Raw genomic sequence first — 23330 nt, forward strand, 5'->3', positions numbered from 1 at the left:
TGGGGGCGGGCCCGCCGCGGTCGGGGTGCCGTCGGGGCCCGGGTCCACCAGGGCGACCGGGCGCAGCCCGTACGCGGGGGCGGCGAGCAGGGTCGCGAGTACGCGTTCGCCCAGCGGGCCGACGCCGACCACCAGGGCGGGGCACGGTGCGGTGCGGCGCAGATGGCGCAGGAGCCGGTGGGCGACGGCCCGCGCCAGGCACATCAGCGGGGCGTGGGCGGCGAGGAGCGCCAGGAGCTGCCCCCACTGCGCGGTGCTCGCCGGATCGAGCGCGACCAGTCCGGTGGTGACGACACACCAGGTCAGCACGGCGTGTCGGACCAGTACGGGGAGTTCGTCCAGGGCCGCGGCAGACAGGCCGGGGCGGTAGAGGCCGGCGCGCGCGTGGAGCGCGAACAGCACCACCAGTGCGGGCACCGCCGTCCGCAGCGCACCGGCCGCGTCCGCGCCGTACATGGCGTCCGCCGCCTCCGCGGCGTCCGGCAGGTGCAGCACGTTCAGCGCGTTCGCCAGCAGCAGCGCGGCGACGGTGGCCGCGCCGTCGGCGACCAACAGGACCAGCGGCGCGAGCCGTTGCCGCAACGGCGCCCGGCCGCGGAACGGTCGTGACACCCCGCCGTCACCGCCCCGCGGCGCGCACACCGACACGGCGGACGCGGCGTCGGCCCCGGCCGCGAGACGGGTGCCGCTGACGGTGGCTGCGCCCAGGCCGATGGCCGTACTGGTGTCGGTACTGATGCCAGTGTTGGTGTTGGTGTTGGTGCCGGCGCCTCCGTCGGCTTCGGAGCCGGGGCCGCTGTCTGCTTCGGCGGGCGCGGCGGGTTGCACAGCGGGGCCGGCGGCGCAGGCGGGCGGGGTGCGGGCCGCACCAGAGCCGGCGCCCGCGGTCCGTACGTCGTCCGCGGTCATGACCTGCCCACATCCGGCCCGCCGCGCTCCCCACCGGCCGACCCCCGACCGCCAGCCGCCACGCCACCGGCCGCCGGGCCGCCGGGCACCGTGTCGCCGACCGCCGTGCCGTCGAGCGCCATGTCGCCGCCCGCCGTACCGCCGGGCACCGGGTCGGCAGCTTCGGTGTCGGCTCGTACGCCGGTGACGGGCACAGCAGTGGCGGGCACCGCGACAGCAGGTACAGGAGTGGCGGGCGCAGCCGCGGCGGACGGGGCAACGCGCCCCGACGGTGCGGCGGCAGCCGCACCGAGCACCGTCGTGTACACCCACCCCACCTGCGCCACCACCCGCCGTACGTCGTGCCGTTCGCACACGTGGCGCCGGGCCTGCGCGCCCAGCGCAGCGCACCGGTCGGGGTCGGCCAGCAGGGCGGCGACCGTACGGGCGAGGGCGGCCGGGTCGTCGGGCGGGGCCAGGCAGTGGGCGGCGTGTCCCGGCGGCAGGCCCTCGCGGGCGCCGGTCACCTCGGTGACCACGACCGGCCGGCCGCAGGCCATCGCCTCCAGCGGGGCCAGTGCCATCCCCTCCCAGCGCGAGGGCAGCACCACCAGGTCGGCCGCCGCGTACCAGCGCGCCGGGTCCCGCGTCGGGCCGGCGAAGACGACGTCGGGCGGCGCGGCGCGGCGCAGCCGGTCACCGTACGGGCCGTCGCCGACCAGGGCCAGCCGTGCCCCCGGGACCGCGGCGGCGATCCGCGGCCAGGCGGCCAACAGCACGTCCTGCCCCTTCTGTCGGCACAGCCGCCCCACGCACACCACCAGCGGCCCGCACCGCACCGTCTCGTACAGGCCGGGGAGACCGGCGCGGGCGGCGCGACGCGCGGCCGGGTCCTGCGGTACGAAGCGGCCGGTGTCCACCCCGTTGCGCACCACCGCCCAGCGGCCTGCGATCCCGGCGGCGACGCCGCGCAGCCGCTCGTCCTCGCTCACGCACAGCAGCCGGGTGGTCCAGCGCGCCGCGTACCGCTCCCAGCGCACGGCCAGTGCGCGCGTCAGGCCGTCGACCGCGTCGAAGGACCAGGCGTGCGGCTGATGCAACGTCGGCACCCGACGGCCCGCCGCGAGCCGCCCCGCAAGACCCGCCTTCGCGCTGTGGGTGTGCACCAGATCGGGGTCCAGGGTGCGGATGATGCGGGCCAGCCGTGCGGTTTCGGCGGCCAGTGCGGGGCCGGGGGCGCGGCGCGCCGGCCAGTGCAGGACCTCGGCCCCGGCCGCCGCGACCTCGGCGGCCAACGTCCCGCCGGGCGGACAGGCCACCACCGGGCGGAGCCCGCTCGCGCGCTGGCCGCCGACCAGGTCGGCGACGACCCTGGCCACGCCGCCGGACACCGGCTGGCAGACGTGCAACACCGTCAGCGGCTGTCCGGCGCGTGCGCCCGGGGGGCGGCCGGGGGCCGGCACGGTACGGCGCCCCGGGGCGCGGTTGCTACCCGGTGCCCCGCCCTGGCGCGGCGAGCGACGGTCTCGTGGCGAGCGATGGTCTGGCGGCACGCAGGGCCCCCCAACAACGGTTCTCAGCGGTGTCGTGGGCTCCGGATTTCGCGGAGCTGAAGCGGCCAAACCATGACAGAAAGCCCTCTGCAATTCACGCGAGACGCGCACAGATAGGCCGACAGTGTGACTTTCACTTCCTCAGCCATTCGACGCCGGGCGGTACGGCGCGCCGATCATCCGATATAGGCCAATCCTGCCCGCTCGGTTGTTACCGTCCCTTTTTGCCAGATGAGACGACGAATAGACCAGATGGGCTATCGCTGCCGCAAGGCAGGCCCTTGCTCGTTCCGCGGGAGGCCGCGTTGGCTGCGAACAGCCATGTCAGAGCGTCAGTGAAGAAGGCCAAGAAGGTCGGTGCTGCCGCCGATTCCGAAAAAGCACGGCAGGGCGACCGTGCGGCAGACGCCTGTGCATCCGCCGAGTCCACGACGCCCCGTGCCACCGACGTTTCCTCGCCCACCGACGAATCCCCATCCACCGGTGAATCCCCGCCCACCGGCGAAAGCGGCCGGGGCACACCGACCATTCCAGAACCGAAGCCCGTCCCGGCTCCGAAGCCTGTCCCGGCTCCGAAGGCCGTCTCGACTTCGAAGCCCACTCCGACTCCGAAGAGCGCGCCGACCCCGAAGTCCGTCCCCACCCCGAAGGCCGTTCCGACTCCGAAGAGCGCACCGGCTTCGAAAAGCGCACCGACCCCGAAACCCGTTCCGGCTCCGAAGCCCGTCCCGCCTTCGAAGCCCACTCCCACTTCGAAGGCCCAACCGAAGCCGTCCGCGCGCCGGAACGCCAAGCCCCGTCGAGCCCCCGCTGACGCACCACGCGGCGCGGCCGAACGCAAGGCCGGCCAGACCAGCCGGGCCGGACAGACCGAACAGACCGAACAGACCGACCGGACCGAACAGACCAGCCGGTGCAGCCGAAACGGCCAGGCCAACCAAGCCACCCAGGCCGACCGGGCCAGCCGGTCCGGCCCGAAGAAGGGCACACACGCCGCGACCGGCCGCCCGAAGGCGACCCCGCGCCAGGCCACCCCGGACGACGCGCCCCCCTCCACCCGGCCGACCGCCGCGCCCGTCCCCGCCCCGTCCGCGGCCCCCTCCCCCAGCACCGCCGAAGAGCAGCCGGCGCGCTACGACTACGACCGGTACAGCCAGTTGGCCGGGCCGCTCACCGATCCGCCGGCGGGCGAGCCCTACCGGGTGCGCTACCGGAGCCTGCTGGCGCAGGAGCCGCACCGGGTGCGGGCCGCGCTGTTGTTGGCCGCCGCGCCCGCCGTGTCCGCGCTGTTGCTGGTGTGGCTGCTGCGTCCCGAGCACTGGGTGCACCGGACGTACGTGTCCCACTGGGTGACCACCGCCGATGCGGTGATGCTCGTGTCGATCGGGCTCATCGAGGTGTTCCGGCTGTTCACGGTCGTCTCCAACGCCCACGCCACGCTGGTGGCCCGCGACCCGGTGCCGGTGCGCGCCGCGTCCGGCACCAAGGTGGCGTTCCTGACCAGCTTCGTCCCCGGCAAGGAGCCGGTGGCGATGGTGCGCGCCACGCTGGCGGCGGCGAAGCGGCTGCGGCACGCCGGGACGCTGGACGTGTGGCTGCTCGACGAGGGCGACGACCCCGAGGTCAAGGAGTTGTGCGCGGCGCTGGGCGTGCGGCACTTCTCCCGCAAGGGCGTGGCCCGCTGGAACCAGCCCACCGGCCCCTTCCGGGCCAGGACCAAGCACGGGAACTACAACTCGTGGCTGGACGCGCATGGCGACGCGTACGAATTCATGGCCTGTGTGGACACCGACCACGTGCCGCTGCCGAATTTCCTGGAGCGCATGTTGGGCTACTTCCGGGACCCGGACGTCGCCTTCGTCGTGGGGCCGCAGGTGTACGGGAATTACGAGGCGGCCGTCACCAAGGCGGCGGAGAGCCAGCAGTTCCTGTTCCACGCGCTGATCCAGCGGGCCGGCAACGCCTATGACGGGGCCATGTTCGTGGGGACCAACAATGCGGTGCGGATCAGTGCGCTCAAGAGCATCGGCGGGCTCTACGACTCGATCACCGAGGACATGGCCACCGGATTCGAACTGCACCGCACGCGCAATCCGCAGACGGGCCACACATGGCGTTCGGTGTACACGCCGGACGTGTTGGCCGTCGGCGAGGGCCCCGCCGCCTGGGCGGATTTCTTCAGCCAGCAACTGCGGTGGAGCAGGGGCACCTACGAAACGCTGTTCAAGCAGTACTGGCGCGGTATTCCCACACTGCCCCCGGGAAAGCTGCTCAACTATTCGCTGCTGCTCACCTTCTATCCGATGTCGGCGCTGAACTGGGTGCTCTCCGCGCTCTCCTGCGCGCTCTTCCTCGGGCTCGGCGCGTCCGGCGTGCAGATCTCGTCGGAGATCTGGCTGATGCTCTACAGCGACGCGGCGGCGCTCCAGATCGGGCTCTACCTCTGGAACCGCAAGCACAACGTCAGCCCGCACGAGCCGCGCGGCTCGTCGGGCACGGCCGGCATGGCGCTGTCGGCGATCTCCGCCCCGATCTACGCGAAGTCGCTGTGCGATGCGGTGCTGCGGCGCAAGAGCCGGTTCGTGGTGACGCCGAAGGGCGATTCGTCGAGCCCGGACCGGCTCGCGACCTTCCGCATCCACCTGCTGTGGGGCGTGGTCTTCGGCGGTTCGCTGGTGGCCTCGCCCTTCCTCGGCCACACCCATGTCGCCATGTGCACCTGGGCGCTGCTCGCGGTGCTGCTGTGCCTGGCGGCGCCGGCCGTGTGGTGCGGCGGGCTGCTGCGCGCGCGCCGTACCGCACGCCGGGGCACGACCGCGCTGCCGGCAGCGGCAGCGGCAGTCCCGGCCACGGCCACGGCCACGGCGACGGCGACGGCGACCGCAACGGCGCCCGACGAGCCGGCAGCCACCGCCGCGGCGCAGACCACCCAGCCCACGACGACGGACGCCACCACGGCAGAGAGGGATTCGCTGTGCGCCACCTGATCACCCCCCGGGCCCGTACCACAGCCATCAGCGCGACGGCCATGCTCGTCATCGCCGGCCTCAACGCCCCGGCGGCCGTGAGCTACGCGGAACGCACCTACCACGCGTACAAGATCAACCAGCCCGGCTACAAGGCCCACTACGGGCACTGGAAGCTGCTTTCGGTGCCGGAGAAGTACCGGGTCAGGGCGATCCACGCGGCCCTGCTGCGCACCGGGAAAGTGCTGCTCATCGCCGGTTCGGGCAATGACGAGAAGCGGTTCGACGCGGGCACCTTCGACACCCTCCTGTGGGACCCGGCCAACGACACGTTCAAGCTCATCCCCACCCCCGAGGACCTGTTCTGCGGCGGCCACTCGCAACTGCCGGGCGGCAACATGCTGGTGGCCGGCGGCACCGCGCGCTACGAGGTGCTGGACGGCGAGGTCGAGCGCGCGGCCGGCCCGATGATGGTCAAGAACGAGGACCCGGACCGCGGACGCCGCTTCGCCAAGGGCACCGTCTTCCGCGCCCCCGACGGCAAGCGCTACCGGGCCACCCGCCCCTTCCGGCTCGACCCGGCGGAGAAGAAGACCCTCAAGGGCAAGGGCCAGGACGGCAAGGTGGTGGTCAAGGCCAGTGAGACCCGGGTGTTCGTCGAATCGGTGAAGAAGGGCAAGGCGGGGCTGCGCGACAAGCCGGCCCAGTACACGATCGGCGGCCTGAAGGGGCGGGCCAAGCAGGACGTGTACGGCCTCGCCCAGGCCATGACGTTGGACAAGCAGGACTACCAGGGCATCAAGGCCACCTACGAGTTCGACCCGGACGACGAGCGCTACGTACCGGTCGACCCGATGGAGGAGGCCCGCTGGTACCCCACGCTGGTCACGCTCGACGACGGGCGGGTGCTGTCCGTCTCGGGCCTGGACGACGTGGGGCAGATCATCAACGGCATCAACGAGATCTACGACCCGAAGACCAAGAAGTGGTCCAAGGCCCCGCGGCACTACTTCCCCACCTATCCGGCGCTGTTCCTCACCAAGGGCGGCAAGCTCTTCTACTCGGGTTCCAACGCCGGGTACGGGCCGGCCGACAAGGGCCGCGTACCGGGCCTGTGGGACCTCAACCGCAACACCTTCCAGCCGGTGCGCGGGCTCACCGACGCCGACCAGACCGAGACGTCGACCTCGGTGCTGCTGCCGCCGGCGCAGGAGCAGAAGGTGATGATCCTGGGCGGGGGCGGCGTCGGCGAGTCGAAGAAGTCCACGCCGCGCACCGCGATCGCCGACCTGACGAAGAACCCGCCGCGCTACGAGAGGGGGCCGGACCTGCCGCAGGGCACCCGCTACCTGTCCAGCGTGATCCTCCCGAACGACACGGTGTTCACCACCGGCGGCTCCCACGACTACCGCGGCAAGGGCGACAGCGACATCCACAAGGCGCAGATCTACTCGCCGCTGAGCAACTCCTTCCAGCGGGCCGCCGACCCGACCGTGGGCCGCAACTACCACTCCTCGGCGCTGCTGCTGCCCGACGGCCGGGTCGCCACGTTCGGCTCCGACCCGCTCTACGCCGACCGGGCCAACACCCAGCCGGGCACCTTCGAGAAGCGGGTGGAGATCTACAGCCCGCCGTACCTGTTCGCCAAGGACCGGCCCGTGCTCGGCGCCGGCCCCAGCGAGCTCAAGCGCGGCGGCGAGGCGACCTTCCGCACCCGCCACCCCGAGCGCATCACCAGCGCCAAGCTGATGCGCCCCAGCGCCGTCACCCACACCACCGACGTCGAACAGCGCTCCGTCCAACTCGGCGTCACCCGCCAGCGCGGCGCGGTCACCCTCTCCGTCCCCGCCGACCGGACGCTCACCCCGCCCGGCTGGTACATGCTCTTCGTCACCGACGCCAAGGGCACCCCGTCCAAGGCCACCTGGGTGCACCTGCCCTGAGCACCTGTCGTGCGGCCGGGCCACCGTCCGGCAGGCACCACGCGGCGCCCGGCCCCGCTCGGGGCCGGGCGCCGCGCCCGTGCTTCAGGCCCTGCCGGGGCCGCTGGCTACCCGGCCGCGTTGCGGGCCAACTCCAGCGCGTACGAAGGCCACCAGCGGCCGGCCGGCGGGCCGCCGCGGCAGGCGCCGTCCGACTCGCCCGGGCGCTTGATCCACAGGTACGCGTCCACGCCCGGCTCCCCCGTGTCGGTGGACGGCGGGTGGCCGATGGCCCGGCCCGGCGGGTTGCACCAGGCGCCGTCCGGGCCGCCGTCCGGCGCCGGGCCGCGCCCGTTGCGTGAGGTGTCGATGACGAACGGGGCGTCGTCGACCAGCCGGGACAGCCGCCGCCCGTACTCCGTAGTGGCCTCGGTGGTGTGGAAGTTGGCCACGTTGAGCGCGAAGCCGTCCGCGTAGTCGATGCCGGCCCGCCGGAGCGAGGGCACCAGGCGGGCCGGGTCCGGAACCCAGCCCGCATTGCCCGCATCCAGGTAGACGCGGGTGCGCGGCAGCCCGGAGAGCGTGACCACCGCGTGCCGCAGCAGGTCGAGCCGCTCGCCGCGGGGCGGCTCCGGCACGCAGCCGTCCACCACCTGCGCCACCGCGTCCGGCTCCACGATCACCAGCGCGCTGCGGTCGCCGATCCCGGCCGCCAACTCGGTGGCCCACCTGCGGTACGCGGCGCCGTCCCCGGCCCCGCCCCTGGAGTGCTGGCCACAGTCCCGGTACGGGACGTGGTACGCGACCAGGACCGGCATCCGCCGCTGCGCCCGGGCCGCCTCGGTGATCTCGCGGGCCCGCTCCCGCGGCCGGTCGCCGATCCACTCGGCGACCGGCCGGCGGGCCAGCGGGGTCAGCAGCCGGGCGTCATCCGTGCGGCCCTGCGCGCGCCAGGCGCGGAGTTGGACGGCGGCCGGGGTGTGCCGGTCGCGCCACAACTCCCGGTCCCGGTCGAGCGGAAGGCGCTCGCCCGGCCCGGGGAACGCGCCGGCCACCGGGTCGGACGCGGAGGCGGGCCGGCCGGCAGCGGCCGATTCCGCCACCCCGATCGCCGCCGGCAGCGGCAGCCAGCCGCCGTACGCCAGGGCCAGCGCGGCGATGCCACCGGCCGCCAGCGTTCCGCACCACACCGGTGACCGGCCTCGGGCTACCTGTCTCACCTGAACTCCCTCGCTCGCTCGGCGGTCCCACCGCCCGCCGGCGTCCGACGCGGGGCGGGACGCACGACATGACGGAACATCAGGGTTTCCCGCCGACGGGCGCACGGCACCCGGTGACCGCCAAAAGGGCGACGAGTCCGCGGCGCGGCCCGGTCGGGGCGGCGGGCCCGCTGGCCAAAGTGGTGGGGCCGCCGCACCGGGGCGGGGCCGCGACCCCGGCCCGGCCACGGGTCGGGGCCCGCCGACCCGGTTGCGGATGGACCCGGGCCCGGCCGAGGGTGGGCCGGGGCCCATCCGGCGTGACGGTCCTCTCACCCCGCCGGCCGGCCCCGGCCCGTACCATCGGTCGGATGAGCTCCCCCACGGACCGCCGGTTCCCCGCCGCCCGCCGCACGGCTTCCGACGCACCCGGGAAGGCCGCCGCGACCTGCAAGGTCACCGTGTGCCGGGGGTGCTGCTGCGGCGATCCGCGCAAGGTGCCCGGGGTGGACCACGCCGGGCAGATCGCCCGGCTGCGGGAGGCGGTCGGGCCGGCCGCTGCGGTACGGGCCTCGGACTGCCTCGACGTGTGCGACCAGGCCAATGTGATGGTGGTGCAGCCGTCGCCGAGCGGGCGCGCCGCGGGCGGCCGGCCGGTGTGGCTGGGGCTCGTCAACGACGACGACGCCCTGACCGACATCGCCACCTGGATACGCGCCGGCGGGCCCGGCCTCGCGGAGCCGCCCGGGGTGCTCGACCTCTACGCGTTCACGGTCTCGCGCCGGGTCCGCGAGGCCCTGGAGGACTGACCGCTCCCCTTCTCCCCCCGCCTCCGCGCACTTGGCGTACGCACCCGGTACGCGCCCCCACACGTCCGTGTCACAGGGCGCGGCTGCCGTGCCCCGGCCAGGCCGGGGCACGGCGCGGTGCCGGGGGTCAGCCCTCCTCTGCCGGCAGGTTCAGGGCCGGGTTGCGGTCGAAGAAGCCGCTCGGCCGCAGGGTGAAGCCGCAGTGGTCCACGGGCATGACCGGCCACTCCTCGGCGCGCGGCAGATGGGTGGGCCCGAAGGTGTGCCACACCGTCAGCTCGGTGTCCTCCAGCGACTCGCCGCCCTGCGCCCAGGAGGTGACGCCGGCCCCGCCCGGGTGTTGGTTCGGGTAGTCGCCGGCCGGGTAGCGCCGGTCGGCGGTCTGCCGCGTCACCCACAGGTGCTTGGTCGCGTAGCTGAGCCTGCGGGTGACCGGCGCGTCGGGCTGGGCCAGCAGGACCGGGCTCGGCTGCGGCACCAGCACGTAGCCGACGGGCTGTCCGACCCGGTTGCGTACGGACGGGTTGGTGATGCGCCAGTGCCGGCCCGTGGTGGCGTCGGCCAGCCGGCCGCCGTCGGCGCTGTCGGCCAGCGGTGTGGTGCGGATGGTGAACGCATTGCCGTTGGGGTTGGCCGGGCCCGTGGGCACCGGTACGGCGTCCACCTCCTGCACGGTGTTGTGGTGGCCGTCGACCGCGACGTCCAGGCGTACGCAGAACAGGTGCTGGTGGTAGGGGGCGAGCAGGCCGGGCGCGAGCTCGGTGCCGTGCGGCGCGGTGGCGCCCGGCTCGATGGCGGTGGTCTGCACGATGCCGGTGGATTTCACCTCGAAGGCGATGCTGCCGTCCGGGTGGAAGTACCAGTAGAAGCCATAGTCATAGTTGCCGACGGTCGCGATGTAGGAGATGACCAGCCGGCGCCCGCGGCGGCTGTGCACGGCGTTGCCGTTGAAGATGTCGGTGTGCTTCCAGAGCAGCCCGGTGTCCTCCTCGTGGATGCAGATCGCGTTGGGCAGCGTCTCCGGGTGGCCGTGGTCGTCGGTGAGGACGGCGTCCAGGTAGCGGATCTCGCCGAGGCAGTCGCAGCCCAGGCGCAGCGCGTTGGCGTTGCGGCCGAGCGTGTACTCGCCGGCGTCCAGGAACGCCACCCAGTTGCGCGCCTCGTCCGCCTCGCCGTACGCGACGGCCATCTCCGCCAGCGAGGCGCGGTGCAGCACCGACCGCCGGCGCTCGCCGTCCTGGTAGCCGATCTGGTGCAGCACCAGGCCCTCGCGGGCGTTGAAGTCCACCCGCATGCTCCAGCCGAGCCAGTCCAGCCGGTGGCCGGTGAGCTGGAAGGAGGGGCCGTCGGGCTGGGTGATCCGCAGCGGGCGGACGTCGGTGCGCGGCGGGCCGGTGAACTCCGGCTCGTACCGGCCGCACTCGGTGGGCACCGGCACCGCGCCGGTGTCGACGAGTCGTACGACGCGCCGCTGCGTCAGGTCCACGTCGGCGACCAGGCCGGCCACCGGGTGCGCCCAGGCGTTGTCCGAACCCGTACAGCGCAGATAGGTGGGCGAGCGCAGCAGTCGCCGCCCCGGCTCGTCGTCGAGGACGAGCGGGCCCGCCGCCAGCGGGGCGATGACGGCCAGGCTCGGGTCGGTGATGCCGCGCTCCGCCATGGCGCGCCGCCAGCCGGGGTCGGCCTTGACGATCTCCTCACAGAGCTCGAACTCCTCCATGAGCAGCGGGGGTTGGCCCTCCTTGGCGGCGTCGAGGTCGCGGTAGGAGAGCAGGGTCTGCGCGGTCAGGTCGACGACGGCCTCGGCGGCGGCGCCGGTCTCCTGGTCGAGCAGGGTGGCCCGCACGCGCCGTACGACCGGGTCGCCGGGGCGGTGGGTGCTGGCGGTGTGCCGGTCCGGTTCGTGTGGCAGGACGAGCGGGAAGCGGGTGGCTTCGGTGACCTTGCCCGCGTCGGCCAGGATCCGCCTGGCGGTGGTGAACTCCTCGGCGGTCAGCGGGTCGAGCGGGTGCGCGGGGGCCTGCGCCCCCGGTTGCGGGGTCTCACAGCAGTTCATGCGGTGCTCCTTCGCGCGGTGCGGCGAGGTGCTTGCCGATAGCTGGTGGTCGAGCTGGCTGCTGGTGGCTCTGGTGCGTCGTCGCTCCAGCTCGCTGTCGGTCGAGAACCGTACGCGCCGCGCCCCCGGCCCGCCGGGAGCGACGCGGGGGCCGGACCCGGGCGGTGGTGCACGGTGCCGCGGGCCCGAGTGCGCCCTGGTACGCGGTGCGGCGGCTGGTGCCGTGGGGCGGCCGACGGCTGGTGCGTGCCGTACGGAGGTGACTGCTGGGGCGTGTCCGACAGGCCCACGAGCCTGGCGGCTTGGTGCGGTATCGACAGGTCGTACGGTCCCGACAGGTGGTGCGGTTTTGACGGGTGGTGCGTTTTGACAGGTGGTGCCTAGTTAGGTCGATCTCACGCAGTGGTGCGGTGCGAGGTCGCCGGCCCATGTGCGGCTGCGGCCTTCTCCAGTTGGAATGCCTCGTTGCCCTTCCCTATTCCGCGGTGCACCTCCGGGCGTGTCGCGCGCAGCAGCAGCCCGTACCCGATGCCGACGACGACGGCGAGGCCCATCACGCCGGGCAGCAGCCAGCGCAGCGCGGAATCCGGGTCGGCCTGGAGCAGCACGTCGAAGTCCTTGACGGCGTAGACCATGATGACGGCGAGCGCCACGGCCGACAGGCCCGAGCAGATGATGCGGGGCAGGTGGACGCGGGTGGCGCCGCGGCGGACGAAGAAGGAGATGACGGCGATGCTCGCGGTGGCCATCAGGGCCATCACGCCGAGCGCGCCCACGTTGCCGGCCCAGGTGAACAGGTGCAGCACCGGCGTGGTCGGGTCACCGAAGGGCTTGTCGTCGCTGAGCGCGAAGCCGGCCACGACGACCAGCGAGAGCACGCTCTGGAGCACGGAGCCGTAGGCGGGCGCGCCGCTGGACTTGTTGGTGCGGCCGAACGCGGCGGGCAGCAGGCCCTCGCGGCCCATGGCGAAGGCGTAGCGGGCCACCACGTTGTGGAAGCTGAGCATGGCGGCGAACATGCCGGTCACGTAGAAGACGTGCATGGTGTTGGTGACCGCGGTGCCCAGCCGGTCCTCGGTCAGCCCGAACAGCATGCCCGGGCCCTGCGCCTGTGCGGTGGCCACCACCTCGGACGGGCCGGCCGCGACGCCGAGCACCCAGGAGCTGAAGGCGAAGAAGAGGGCGGCGAAGCCGACCGCGAGGAACATCACGCGCGCCACCACCACCTGCGGCCTGGTGGTCTCCTCGGCGTAGACCGGGGACTGCTCGAAGCCGGTGAAGGAGGCGATGCAGAAGCACAGGGCGGTGCCGAGGCCCGCGCCGGTGAGCGTGTCGGGGTTGAACGCGTGCAGCGAGACGCCCTCGGGGCCCGGGTCGCCGAGGCCGGCCACCGCGAACACCGAGACCAGCACCACCTCGATGAGCAACAGGACGCCGAGCACCTTGACGTTGAGGTCGATCTTGAGCCAGCCGAGCACGCTCACCAGCACCACCCCGACCAGGGCCGGAATCCACCAGTCCACTCGCACGTCCAAGTGCTGGTCGATCAGCCCGGCGACCTCGAACCCGAAGATGCCGTAGATGCCGAACTGCATGGTGCTGTACGCGACGAGGGCGAGCACGGACGCGGCGGCGCCGGCGGTGCCGCCGAGGCCCCGGGCGATGTACGCGTAGAAGGCGCCCGCGTTGTGCACGTGGCGGCTCATCTCGGCGTAGCCGAAGCTGAACAGCATGAGCACGATGCCGAGGATCACGAAGAGCAGCGGCTGACCGACGATGCCCATCACGGCGTACGTGGTGGGCATGACGCCGGCGACGACCATCATCGGCGCGCTGGCCGCCACCACCGAGAGCAGCAGCCCGGTCATGCCGATGCGGCCGGCGCGCAGCGCGCGGTCCTGGCCCTTGAACGTGCTGATCTCTCTCGCGCGCGTGCTACCCGTCGTCATGGCGGACGGTTCCTTTCCACGGGAGGTGCCGGGAATCAGGTCAGGGTGAGCCGAGCGCCGCGGAGCGCGCGGCGCGGAATTCCTGTTTGGGATCGCGGTCGGTGTACGACCAGGGGGCCCGGGTGGCGTGCGGGCCGATGCGGTGGAAGAGCGCGGCGGCCTCCGCGAGACGTCCCTCGTGGTACGTGGCGTGGGCCAGGTAGTTGAGGTCTATCTGCTGGCGGGGGTGGTCCTCACCCTCCCATTCCAGCCACCAGTCAAAGGCCGCTTTCAGCACTTGTCGGGCCTTTCGGGTGTGCCAGTGCTGCGATTCGGCGGGGTTGCGCGGCACCGCTCCGGAGGCGGCGAGCACCCGGAACCGCTCGGCGTGCGCCACCACCGGCAGCACGGCCAGGGGCGAGTCCGCCGGCGCCTGCTCGGCGGCCCAGTCGGCGAAGTCGTACACCTCGTGCAGCGGGTCGCCGCCACCACCGTCACGCTCCGCGAGCGCGGCGGCCATCAGGTGGTGCGCGTGGTGGTGGTCCGGGTGGCGGGCGCGCACCTGGTCGAAGGCGCGCGCGCAGTCGTCGCCGGTGCCCAGGGTGCGGGCCAGGACGAGTTGCGCCAGCCACGGCGACGGGTCGGTCGGGACCAGTCGCGCGGCCACCAGACACTGCTCGCGCGCCGACTCGTACGACGCCTTGCCGCGCACCGCGCGCAGGGTACTGGCGCAGGCCAGCAGGGTCGCGGCGGCGGCGCTGTCGGGTTCGGCGAGCTGCCATTCGCGCGCCCACGAGACGCTGGCCCTGGCCTCGGCGAGGACCATCAGACGGTGTCCCCTGCGGTCCCAGTCCTCGCCGGTCTCGGCGAGCAGGGCCCGGGCGGCGCTCCACCGTCCCTGGGCGAGTGCGTTGCGGGCCGCGGCCAGCTCCGCATCGTCCAGCGCGGGGTCAAAGGCGAACCGGCCCCTGCGCCACGGGCGGCCGATCGAGCGTGGCGGAGGCGTCATTCGTGAAGTTCCTCCACAACGCTGTCACCTCCAGCCCCGCAGCGGAATCCGTCCGCGCGAGGTGCGCCGGCCCCATCGGTGGCCCCCAGTGCCAGCGCCGCCGACGGCGAATGATCACGGACAGCAAACCGGTAGTCACTGCTCTGCGTCAAGGCCGGAAGACGCCCCCAACACGCCGTGACTTCCCCGTGTCCTGACCGCCCTCCGCCCATCCCCCACCCACCGGGGCCGACCCGCCCCCGCCCCGGGCGCCATCGTCACTGCTCACGGAGGGTGCGACGACCATGACCGTATGGGGCCAACTCCCTTTCGCCACTGGCGTGTTGAGACCAGAACGTGATCCACGCCTGAACGGAATGAGACCCCGGACCGACGCATTCCCCACTGCGGGGCGACGGGTCAGCGGAGGCGGGCGGCCGGAGCGGGGCCGGCGGGGCGCCCCGCCGTGAGCGCCACACCCGGGCGGCAGAGGCGATTGCCAGCCGCCCCGGCCCGCCCTCACCGCACCCCGCCGCACCGCTCACAGCGCGCTACAGAGCTCACCACTCACAACACGTCGCGCAACGCGCGACAGACCTCGGCACTGCTCGGCCGGTCGGCCGGGGACCGACTCAGCATCCGGTCAATGAGCCCGCCCAGCGGACCCGGCACGTTGACCACCCGGTGCGGCTTGTCCACGATGGCCCGGCGCTGGTCCTCCCGAGTGGCGCCATCCGGGTAGTCCACGTGCCGCCAGCCGGTGGCGGAGATGAAGTACGAGGCCCCTAGCGCGTACACCGCCCCCGTCACGTCGAGCGCCGACCACACCCCAGGGCCCCGGGCCCCGTACCGCGTTGGTCAGATACGAGTCATGGTCGAGGTGTAGCCGCCTCCGCCCGGGTAGACCCAGTCGCCGGTCATGGCCGTGCCGTCGGGGGTGAAGGTGCCGCGGAAGTAGGCGGGGCTGCCCTTGGCTCCGGCCCAGATGGTCAGGTGGCCGTCGGTGAGTTCGTAGACGTAGTCGAAGGTGTTGCCCTGCGAGTCGTAGTAGCGGGAGGCCACGTCCGCGCCGGTCGGCTCGCCGAAGGGGCGGAGGTTGCCGATGACCTCGATGCCGGTGACCGGCTCGCCGAACTGGACCAGGTCAACGTGCTGGACGAGGAAGAACCCGCCGGGCAGCCACTCGTACCGCACGGTCCCCTCCACCCCGCCGGTGACCCTCCAGGTGCCCACCAACGGTGCGAGGGCCAGGAGTTCGGCGGTCGGCCGGGCCGGTGACCGGTCCGCGTCCGCCTGCGCGGTCGCGTCCGTGGCCGCAGCGGCGTTGGTGGCGGTGGCCGGGTCAGCGGTCGGGGCCGGGGGCGCAGTGGGCGCGTTCGCCTGCGCGGGAGTGGCGGCGTCAGCGGTCGGGGTCGGCGTGGTGGTGGGGATCGTGGTGGGGGTCGTCTCGGGCATCGTGTTCTTCCTCTCGGTGGGTGGTTGCCCGTTACCTCGTGGCCGGGGGCGGGATCTCGACACGCCTGCGATGTGCTCCACGTCACATTCCGCCGGTGTCGAAGGCGAGGTCGCGGCTCCGAGGTCTCGGGGAAGGAGCCGGGCCGGCCCGGTCGCGTCCGCCCCCGTCACCCGGGCCGACCGGCCCTACCATGAGCCATCCGAAATCAGGGAGCACCCCGTGAAGTACCTGCTGTTGGGCTACACACCGGCCGCCGCCTGGGACGCGGCGACCGCCGACGCCGCGACGCCGGAGGCGCTGGCCGCCTTCGCGGTGTACCAGGAGTTGGAGAAGGAGCTGGTCGCGTCGGGCGAACTGGTCTCCACCGAAGGGCTTGGACACCCCGCGGTCAGTACGACGGTGCGCCCCACCATGGAGGGCGTGGTGGCGACCGACGGGCCGTTCGCCGAGCTGAAGGAGGTGCTGGCCAGCTTCGCCGTCATCGACGTGTCCGGCAGGGAGCGGGCCGTGGAGATCGCCGCGCGGATCGTCCGGGCGCTGGGCGAGCCGATCGAGATCCGGCCGGTCATGGGTGAGGACTTCGCGTCGTGACCGTCCGGCTGTGCCCCCACGCCCGGCCCCGCCCCCTGCCCCGCGCCGCGTCCCGTTGCTGGCCCCGCACCAGGTCCCGACCCCGTCCCCGGCCCCGTTCTCGCGTCCGCCCTCGCCCCTGCTCCCGCCCCTGCTCCCGCCCGTGCGACCCGACGGGTGCGGCCCACCGGGGCGGGCGATGAACGACGGCGCCGAGGAGTTCGACGAGGTCGAGGAGTCCGACCGGGCCGAGGAGCCCGAGGGGGGCGACGGAGCAGTTGGGGCGTACGGGACGGGCGGGGCCGACAGCGGCGGCGGGGCCAACGCGGGGAGGGACGGCCGCGGTGGGGACGCCCAGCACGTCGAGCGTCTGTTGCGTACCGAGGCACCGCACGTGCTCGGCGCGCTGACGCGCCGCTTCGGCCGGTTCGACGTCGCCGAGGACGCGGTGCAGGAAGCGCTGCTCGCCGCGCACGGGGCATGGACGGCCACAGGCGTGCCGGACCAGCCGCGCGGCTGGCTGATCCGCGTCGGCTACCGGCGCATGGTCGACCTGCTCCGCTCCGAACAGGCCAGGCAGCGGCGCGAGCGGGACGTCAGCCTGGCCGAGCTCGCCGGCCGGCCGCCGGAGCCCGCGGCCGAGACGGACGACAGCCTCACCCTGCTCCTGCTGTGCTGCCACCCCGAGTTGCCGCCCGCCTCGCAGATCGCGCTCACCCTGCGGGCCGTCGGCGGACTGACGACCGCCGAGATCGCCCACGCCTACGGCACGTCCGAGGCGACCATGGGCACCCGGATCAGCCGCGCCAAGCAGCGGCTGGCCCGCGCCGGCGCCCGTTTCACCCCGCCGTCCGCAGCCGACCGCGACAGCCGGATGGCCGCCGTCATGCAGGTGCTCTACCTCATCTTCAACGAGGGGTACACGGCCACGGCAGGGGACGCCCTCAGCCGGCTCGACCTCACCGGCGAGGCGATCCGACTGGCCCGCCTGCTGCACGCCGCGGCGCCCGAGGACGCCGAGGCGAGCGGGCTGCTGGCGCTCATGCTGCTCATCGAATCGCGGCGGGCCGCCCGTACCGGCGAGGGCGGCGCGCTGCTGCCACTGGACGAGCAGGACCGTACGCGGTGGGACCGCGAGTTGATCCGCGAGGGAACCGCACTGATCGACGGCGTCTGGGGCCGCGGGGCCGCGGGCCCGTACCAACTCCAGGCCGCCATCGCCGCCCTGCACGCGGCGGCCCCCACCGCCGGACGGACCGACTGGCCGCAGATCGCGATGCTCTACCTGTGGTGGGAGCGGCTCGCCCCGACCGCCCCGGTACGGCTCAGCCGCGTGGTCGCCGTCGCCCGGGCCTTCGGCCCCGTACGCGGTCTCGCCCTCCTCGATGACCTCAACCGCCGGCACGGCCTGGACCGGGACCCCCTCACGCGCCAACGCGAGCGCGCCGTCCGCGCCCACCTGACCCATCTGTCGGGTGACCCGGCCCGCGCCGCCGCCCTCTACCGCGAGGCCGCGGACCTCACCGCCAATCAGGTCGAACGCCGCTACCTGCTCGACAAGGCGGGGGGCGGGTGAGCGGGGGCGTGCCCTTGCGCGGGCGCGTGCCGGTGCGCTCCCCGGGCCTTCCCGCACGCGCTTCGCCCCGTGCGGGGCGCGCCGTCACCCCGGGCCCGCCGTCACCCCGGGCCCGCCCCGTCGCGTTCCGCACGGCCCGGGGACCGCCAGCCGGCGCGTGCTTCCTGGTACGGCGGTGAGGGCTGGGGGCAGGACGACACGGAGGGGACGTCCACCGCTCCGTCCGCGCCGAGTTGCGCCCCTCCGGCCAGGGCCCGCCGCCGGCGCGCGGCGCAGCCGACTACCCCACCGCCTCCCCCACCGCACGCCCCGCCGTGCGGCCGGAGAAGAGGCAGCCGCCGAGGAAGGTGCCTTCCAGGGAGCGGTAGCCGTGCAGGCCGCCGCCGCCGAAGCCGGCGGCCTCGCCGACCGCGTACAGCCCTGGCAGCGGCGTGCCGTCGTCGGTCAGTACCCGGGATCGCAGGTCGGTCTCCAGGCCGCCGAGGGTCTTGCGAGTGAGGATGTTGAGCCGCACGGCGATCAGCGGGCCCGCGTCGGGGTCCAGGATGCGGTGTGGTGCGGCGGTGCGGATGAGGCGGTCGCCCAGGTAGGAGCGGGCCCCGCGCAACGCCGTGACCTGGAGGTCCTTGGTGAACTTATGGTGCAACTCGCGGTCGCGCGCGGTGATCTCGCGGCGTAGCTCGGCCTCGTCGACGTGGCCGGACTTGCGCCTGGGGTCGGCCTCGGTCAGCTCGTTCATCCGGCGCACCAGTGCGGTCAGCGAGCGTTCCACGATGAAGTCCTCGCCGTGGTCCAGGAACGCCTGCACGGGGCCGGGGACGCCGCCGCCGGCGCGGCCGAGCACCTGCCGGACGTGCCGGCCCGTCAGGTCGGGGTTCTGTTCGGAGCCGGAGAGCGTGAACTCCTTCTCGATCATCTTCCGGGTGAGCACGAACCACGAGTAGTCGTAGCCGGTGCGCATGAGGTGTTCGAGGGTGCCGAGGGTGTCGAAGCCGGGGAAGAGCGGCACCGGCAGCCGCTTGCCGAGCGCGTCCACCCACAGGGGCGAGGGGCCGGACAGGATGCGGATGCCGTGCTGCGACCAGATGGGGTTCCAGTTGGCGATGCCCTCGGTGTAGTGCCACATCCGGTCGCGGTTGACGAGGCGGGCGCCGGCCCGCTCCGCGACGCCGAGCATCGCGCCGTCCACGTGCGCGGGCACGCCGCTGAGCAGGTGCTCGGGCGGCGTGCCCAGGCGTCTTGGCCAGTTGCGGCGCACCAGTTCGTGGTTGCCGCCGATGCCGCCGGAGGCGACGATGACCGCCTGGGCCCGCAGTTCGAAGGCGCCGGCGACCTCCCGGCTGCTGGCGGTGCCGCGCTCGGCCGTCGAGGGCGCGAGCACCTCGCCGCTGACGGTGTCCACGGCGCCTGCGGTCCGGCTGAGCCCGGTGACCCGGTGCCGGAACCGCAGTTCCACCAGGCCGCGCGCCACCCCGGCGCGCACCCGGCGCTCGAACGGTGCGACCAGGCCGGGGCCGGTGCCCCAGGTGATGTGGAAGCGGGGCACCGAGTTGCCGGGCCCGGTGGCGGCGTACCCGCCGCGCTCCGCCCAGCCGACCACGGGGAAGAACCGCACCCCCTGGGCGTGCAACCAGGCCCGCTTCTCGCCGGCGGCGAAGTCGACGTACGCCTCGGCCCAGCGGCGCGGCCAGCGGTCTTCCGGCCGGTCGAAGCCGGCCGTGCCGAGCCAGTTCTGCCAGGCGAGGCCGTGGCTGTCGCGGATGCGCAGCCGGCGCTGTTCGGGCGAGTCGACGAGGAAGAGGCCGCCGAAGGACCAGTGCGCCTGGCCGCCGAGCGAGCCCGCGGGCTCCTGGTCGAGCAGGATGACCGTGCGGCCCGCGTCGACCAGTTCGGCGGTCGCGGCGAGCCCCGCGAGTCCCGCCCCGACCACGATGACATCCGCGTCGTACGCCATGGCTTCCATCCTCGTCGGGGCCGGCCGCCCTGCGTGCCCGGCCCGAAGACCTGCGCGCGTGCGTGCCCGACCCGAAGACTCTGCGCGGGCCCGGCGCCCGTCGCCTGCCCGATCCTCGTTACCCACGGGTATGGCGTCAACCGTCGGGACGCGACCGAAACGGCTGCGTACGGGCCTGGTTGGATGGCCGGATGACTGAGCAAGCGCCCCGTTCGGCGGATGAGGTACTGGACGTCGTGGACGAGCAGGACCGGGTGGTGGGCCAGGCCCCGCGCGGCGAGGTGTACGCCCGCGGGCTGCGCCACCGCTGTGTGTTCATCCTGGTCAAGGACGCCGCTGGCCGCGTCTTCGTCCACCGGCGGACCGCACAGAAGCTCGTCTTCCCCGGCCTGTACGACATGTTCGTGGGCGGGGTGGTCGGCGCCGGCGAGTCGTACGCGACGGCGGCGCTGCGCGAGGCCGAGGAGGAGCTCGGGGTCAGCGGGCTGCCCGCGCCGACGCCGCTGTTCTCCTTCTGCTTCGAGCGGCCGGGCAAGTCGTGGTGGTGCCGGGTGTACGAGGTGCGCTGCGACCTGCCGGTCAACCCGCAGGTCGAGGAGGTCGCCTGGCACGCGTTCCTCACCGAGGCGGAGCTCTCGGCCAAACTGACGGAGTGGGAGTGGGTCCCGGACGGCGCCGAGGGGTACCAGCGGCTGCTGGCCCACCGGGCGGCGGGCGGCGGGGCGGAAGCCGCGGAGGACTGATTGCGGCGCGCCGCGGGGTGGGAGTCGCCACGGGCCGATGACGGTGGGGCTGGCACGGGCGGAGCACGGGACCGGGGCACGGGCGCCGGCACCAGGCGCCCCCGGGCAGCGCTTCGGGATGCGGCGCGGTCGCTGGCGCAGGGCGCAACGCGGGCGGCGACTCGGGTACGGCACGGGAGTGCGGCGCGGCGCACCACGTCGGCGGCTCGGGTACGGCGCGGGAGGGCGGCGGCGCACCACGCGGGCGGCGACTCGGGGCGCACCGGCAGAGCCGCCCCGGCCCGTACCCTCGACCGCGAACCCCCGGAGCGATGCGGCGCGGGCCGCCCGGCCTCCCCTCCTCCGCGCGTGGTGACGCCCGGGTGGCTGGCCGGCGCCGGGCGCGGGCCCGGTCGGTGAACGTGGGCCACCTCGCAGCGCCCGGCACACCGACCGCCACTAGCCTGGACGGCATGAACGTATCTGCACTGCCCTCATGACGCGCCACGGGGCGCCCCCGCCGGGCGGCGGAGCGGCGGCGGACGGTGAGCCGACCGCCCGCGCCGGCGGCCGGCCCGGGGCCGGTGAAGGGCCGGGCGCCGACGCCGGTCCGGGCGGCGCGGCGGATGACGGCGCGGGCGACGGCTCGGGCTGTACCCGCGGGTCCCCGGGGCCCGGAGGTGCGGACGCCGCCGCGCCCGGTGGGCGGCGGCGCTGGTGGCGGGCGACCACTGCCGAGATGCGGCTGTGGTGGGCGCCGGGCCGGGTGCAGATCGAGGGCAAGACGCCCGACTACCGGTTCTCGCTGGCCAACGAGCGGACCTTCCTGGCCTGGCTGCGCACCGGCCTCGCGCTGGTGGGCGGCGGGTTCGCGGTGGACCAGTTCCTGCCGGACGAGGAGCGCGCCCTGCGGACCGTACTGGCCGTCGCGCTGCTGGTGGGCGGGGCGCTGTGCGCACTGCGCGCGGTCAGCCACTGGCTCCGCTGCGAGCGGGCCATGCGCCGCGGCGAAGACCTCCCCGTCTCCCGCTTCCCGACCGTGCTGGCGCTCGCGGTGGGCGTGCTGTCCGCGGTGATGGTGCTGGTGGTGGCGTTGGGCTGGGCGGGCTAGTGCCGGCGGCCCGCGACCCCGGGCTCCAGCCGGAGCGGACCCGGATGGCCTGGCGGCGCACCACGCTCGCCTGTGCCGTGGTGGCCGTCCTGGCCGGGCGGCAGGCGCTGATCGGCGGGGACCGGCCGGTCGCCGTGCTCGCCCTGGCCGCGATCGGCCTGCTGTGGCTGGCGCTGCTGGCCGTGGCGCACCGGCGCATCCGGTTGCTGGCCGCACCGCGACCGCCCGTCCTGTCCCCGCGGGCGGCTGCGGCGGCGGCCTGGTGCGCGGTGCTGCTCAGCGCGGTGGGGCTGGGCGTCCTGCGGTAGGTGGCGGCCCGCCCCGTATCCCGCGTACGGGCACGAACGGACGGCCTTCCGGGCGCTGCCGGCGCTCGCTGCGCGGGCGAGGCGGCGGCCCGGGCTGCGGTGACGCCCCGCGCACGAGGCAGTCGCGGACGCGGCGGGCCGTGCCGCGGGCGTGTCGCGGGCGTGCCCTTTCGGAGGGCTGGGCCCGGGTGCCAGTCTTGGCGCGCCAACTCGCAGGTCTTGGAGAGGACAGCATGTCCCACATCAGCGCCAACGCCGCCACCTGGGCGGCGGCCACCGAGCCGTACCCGGTCCAACTGGCCCCGGGGGTGCACGCCTACGTCCAACCGGACGGCGGCTGGTGCCTGAACAACGCGGGCTTCATCAGCGACGGCCGCACCACGGCGATGATCGACACGGCCGCCACCGAGCGCCGGGCGCGTGCGCTGCGCGAAGCTGTGCTCGCCAGCGGGGCGCCGCTGCCCGGGCTGCTGGTGAACACGCACCACCACGGCGACCACACCTACGGCAACTGGGTCTTCCTGCCCGAGGCCACCGCCGTGGGCCACGCCGCCTGCCGGGCCGAAACGCTGGCCAACGGCCACCAGTTGCACGCCATCTGGCCCGAAGTCGACTTCGGCACGGTGGAGATCGCCCCGCCCACGCTCACGTACACCGACGCGCTGACGCTGCACGTGGGCGAGATCGAGGTGCAGTTGCACCACCCGGGCGTGGCACACACCCTCGGCGACACCTTCGTCTGGCTGCCGGAGCAGCGCATCGTCTACACCGGTGACCTGGTCTTCCACGGCGGCACCCCGTTCGTCCTGATGGGCTCGCTCGCCGGCTCGCTGCGGGCCGTCGAGCAACTGCGGGCGCTGGACGCGGAGACGGTCGTGCCCGGGCACGGCACGATCACCGGGCCCGAGGTGTACGACACGATCGAGCGCTACCTGCGGTACGTGACCGAACTCGCCGCGCAGGGGCACCAGGCGGGCCACACCCCGCTGGAGGTGGCGCGCGGGGCGGACCTCGGCGAGTTCGCGCAGTTGCGGGAGAGCGAGCGGCTGGTGGCCAACGTGCACCGGGCGTACGCGGAACTCGACGGGCTGCCGCCGGGCGCCCCGCTCGACCCGGTGGCCGTCTTCTCGGACATGACGGAGCTCAACGGCGGGCGCCCGGTGGCCTGCCACGCCTGAGCCTCCGTCCGGCCGGCCCGCCCCTCTCGCGTGGGCCCGTGCCCCGTTCGTACCGTGCGGACGGTCCGCACCGTGCGGACGGTCCGACGGGGCCCCGGCTGCGGGCCGCACCGGCGGGCAGTCGGGCAGGTTCGGCAGGTCGCGCC

Annotated in this window: 17 protein-coding genes; 9 read left to right on the forward strand and 8 right to left on the reverse strand. The window is 74.2% G+C overall.

Features of this window, described 5'->3' with window-relative positions; genetic code table 11:
* Positions 1–905: 905 nt before the first annotated feature.
* Positions 906–2300, reverse strand: coding sequence for a glycosyltransferase (locus ACMA1D_RS15320; protein WP_414724507.1), 1395 nt, complete (start codon positions 2298–2300; stop codon positions 906–908).
* Between the two features lie 1298 nt (positions 2301–3598).
* Between ACMA1D_RS15320 and ACMA1D_RS15325 the strand changes: the two genes are divergently transcribed.
* Both ACMA1D_RS15325 and ACMA1D_RS15330 read left to right on the forward strand, forming a co-directional pair.
* Positions 3599–5428: a glycosyltransferase family 2 protein gene (locus ACMA1D_RS15325; RefSeq protein WP_414724508.1), complete on the forward strand. Its 1830-nt coding sequence runs from the start codon at positions 3599–3601 to the stop codon at positions 5426–5428.
* Positions 5429–5469: 41 nt separating this feature from the next.
* Positions 5470–7350: a galactose oxidase-like domain-containing protein gene (locus ACMA1D_RS15330; protein ID WP_414724543.1), complete on the forward strand. Its 1881-nt coding sequence runs from the start codon at positions 5470–5472 to the stop codon at positions 7348–7350.
* A gap of 107 nt (positions 7351–7457) precedes the next feature.
* On the opposite strand, the gene ACMA1D_RS15335 is transcribed toward ACMA1D_RS15330, so the two are convergent.
* A complete protein-coding gene (locus ACMA1D_RS15335) occupies positions 7458–8489 on the reverse strand; it encodes a glycoside hydrolase family 6 protein (protein WP_414724544.1) in 1032 nt (343 codons plus the stop codon).
* A 410-nt stretch (positions 8490–8899) separates the two neighbouring features.
* Between ACMA1D_RS15335 and ACMA1D_RS15340 the strand changes: the two genes are divergently transcribed.
* Positions 8900–9337 (forward strand): (2Fe-2S) ferredoxin domain-containing protein, encoded by a 438-nt coding sequence (locus ACMA1D_RS15340; RefSeq protein WP_414724509.1) that lies wholly within the window; start codon positions 8900–8902, stop codon positions 9335–9337.
* Between the two features lie 127 nt (positions 9338–9464).
* On the opposite strand, the gene ACMA1D_RS15345 is transcribed toward ACMA1D_RS15340, so the two are convergent.
* The 5 genes from ACMA1D_RS15345 to ACMA1D_RS15365 all read right to left on the reverse strand — a co-directional run bounded on the left by ACMA1D_RS15345 (position 9465) and on the right by ACMA1D_RS15365 (position 15560).
* Entirely contained in the window at positions 9465–11393 is a 1929-nt protein-coding gene (locus ACMA1D_RS15345; protein WP_414724510.1) for a primary-amine oxidase, read from the reverse strand.
* 395 nt (positions 11394–11788) lie between these two features.
* On the reverse strand, positions 11789–13342 hold the full coding sequence (locus ACMA1D_RS15350; RefSeq protein ID WP_414724511.1) for an APC family permease: 1554 nt from the start codon (positions 13340–13342) through the stop codon (positions 11789–11791).
* A gap of 40 nt (positions 13343–13382) precedes the next feature.
* Entirely contained in the window at positions 13383–14330 is a 948-nt protein-coding gene (locus ACMA1D_RS15355) for a hypothetical protein (protein WP_414724512.1), read from the reverse strand.
* Positions 14331–14876: 546 nt separating this feature from the next.
* Positions 14877–15119: a hypothetical protein gene (locus tag ACMA1D_RS15360; protein ID WP_414724513.1), complete on the reverse strand. Its 243-nt coding sequence runs from the start codon at positions 15117–15119 to the stop codon at positions 14877–14879.
* A gap of 48 nt (positions 15120–15167) precedes the next feature.
* Positions 15168–15560: a hypothetical protein gene (locus tag ACMA1D_RS15365; protein ID WP_414724545.1), complete on the reverse strand. Its 393-nt coding sequence runs from the start codon at positions 15558–15560 to the stop codon at positions 15168–15170.
* A gap of 424 nt (positions 15561–15984) precedes the next feature.
* Here ACMA1D_RS15365 and ACMA1D_RS15370 point away from each other — a divergent pair, with 424 nt between their 5' ends.
* Both ACMA1D_RS15370 and ACMA1D_RS15375 read left to right on the forward strand, forming a co-directional pair.
* On the forward strand, positions 15985–16356 hold the full coding sequence (locus tag ACMA1D_RS15370) for a YciI family protein (protein ID WP_414724514.1): 372 nt from the start codon (positions 15985–15987) through the stop codon (positions 16354–16356).
* A 178-nt stretch (positions 16357–16534) separates the two neighbouring features.
* Positions 16535–17911, forward strand: coding sequence for an RNA polymerase sigma factor (locus ACMA1D_RS15375; RefSeq protein WP_414724515.1), 1377 nt, complete (start codon positions 16535–16537; stop codon positions 17909–17911).
* A 280-nt stretch (positions 17912–18191) separates the two neighbouring features.
* On the opposite strand, the gene ACMA1D_RS15380 is transcribed toward ACMA1D_RS15375, so the two are convergent.
* Positions 18192–19865 carry an FAD-binding dehydrogenase gene (locus ACMA1D_RS15380; protein ID WP_414724516.1) on the reverse strand — a complete coding sequence of 558 codons (1674 nt, stop codon included), beginning with the start codon at positions 19863–19865 and terminating at the stop codon, positions 18192–18194.
* Between the two features lie 191 nt (positions 19866–20056).
* Between ACMA1D_RS15380 and ACMA1D_RS15385 the strand changes: the two genes are divergently transcribed.
* The 4 genes from ACMA1D_RS15385 (at position 20057) to ACMA1D_RS15400 (ending at position 23184) form a co-directional block, all read left to right on the forward strand.
* Positions 20057–20608, forward strand: a complete 552-nt coding sequence (locus ACMA1D_RS15385; protein WP_414724517.1) for an NUDIX hydrolase — start codon at positions 20057–20059, stop codon at positions 20606–20608.
* Positions 20609–21326: 718 nt separating this feature from the next.
* A complete protein-coding gene (locus ACMA1D_RS15390; RefSeq protein ID WP_414724546.1) occupies positions 21327–21698 on the forward strand; it encodes a YidH family protein in 372 nt (123 codons plus the stop codon).
* Positions 21686–22006: a DUF202 domain-containing protein gene (locus ACMA1D_RS15395; protein WP_414724547.1), complete on the forward strand. Its 321-nt coding sequence runs from the start codon at positions 21686–21688 to the stop codon at positions 22004–22006. Before ACMA1D_RS15390 ends, ACMA1D_RS15395 begins: the two co-directional genes overlap by 13 nt.
* A 233-nt stretch (positions 22007–22239) precedes the next feature.
* Positions 22240–23184: an MBL fold metallo-hydrolase gene (locus tag ACMA1D_RS15400; RefSeq protein WP_414724518.1), complete on the forward strand. Its 945-nt coding sequence runs from the start codon at positions 22240–22242 to the stop codon at positions 23182–23184.
* Positions 23185–23330: the final 146 nt, after the last annotated feature.

The organism is Streptomyces sp. 796.1 (assembly GCF_047525675.1).
In the GTDB taxonomy this organism is placed as follows: Bacteria; Actinomycetota; Actinomycetes; order Streptomycetales; family Streptomycetaceae; genus Streptomyces.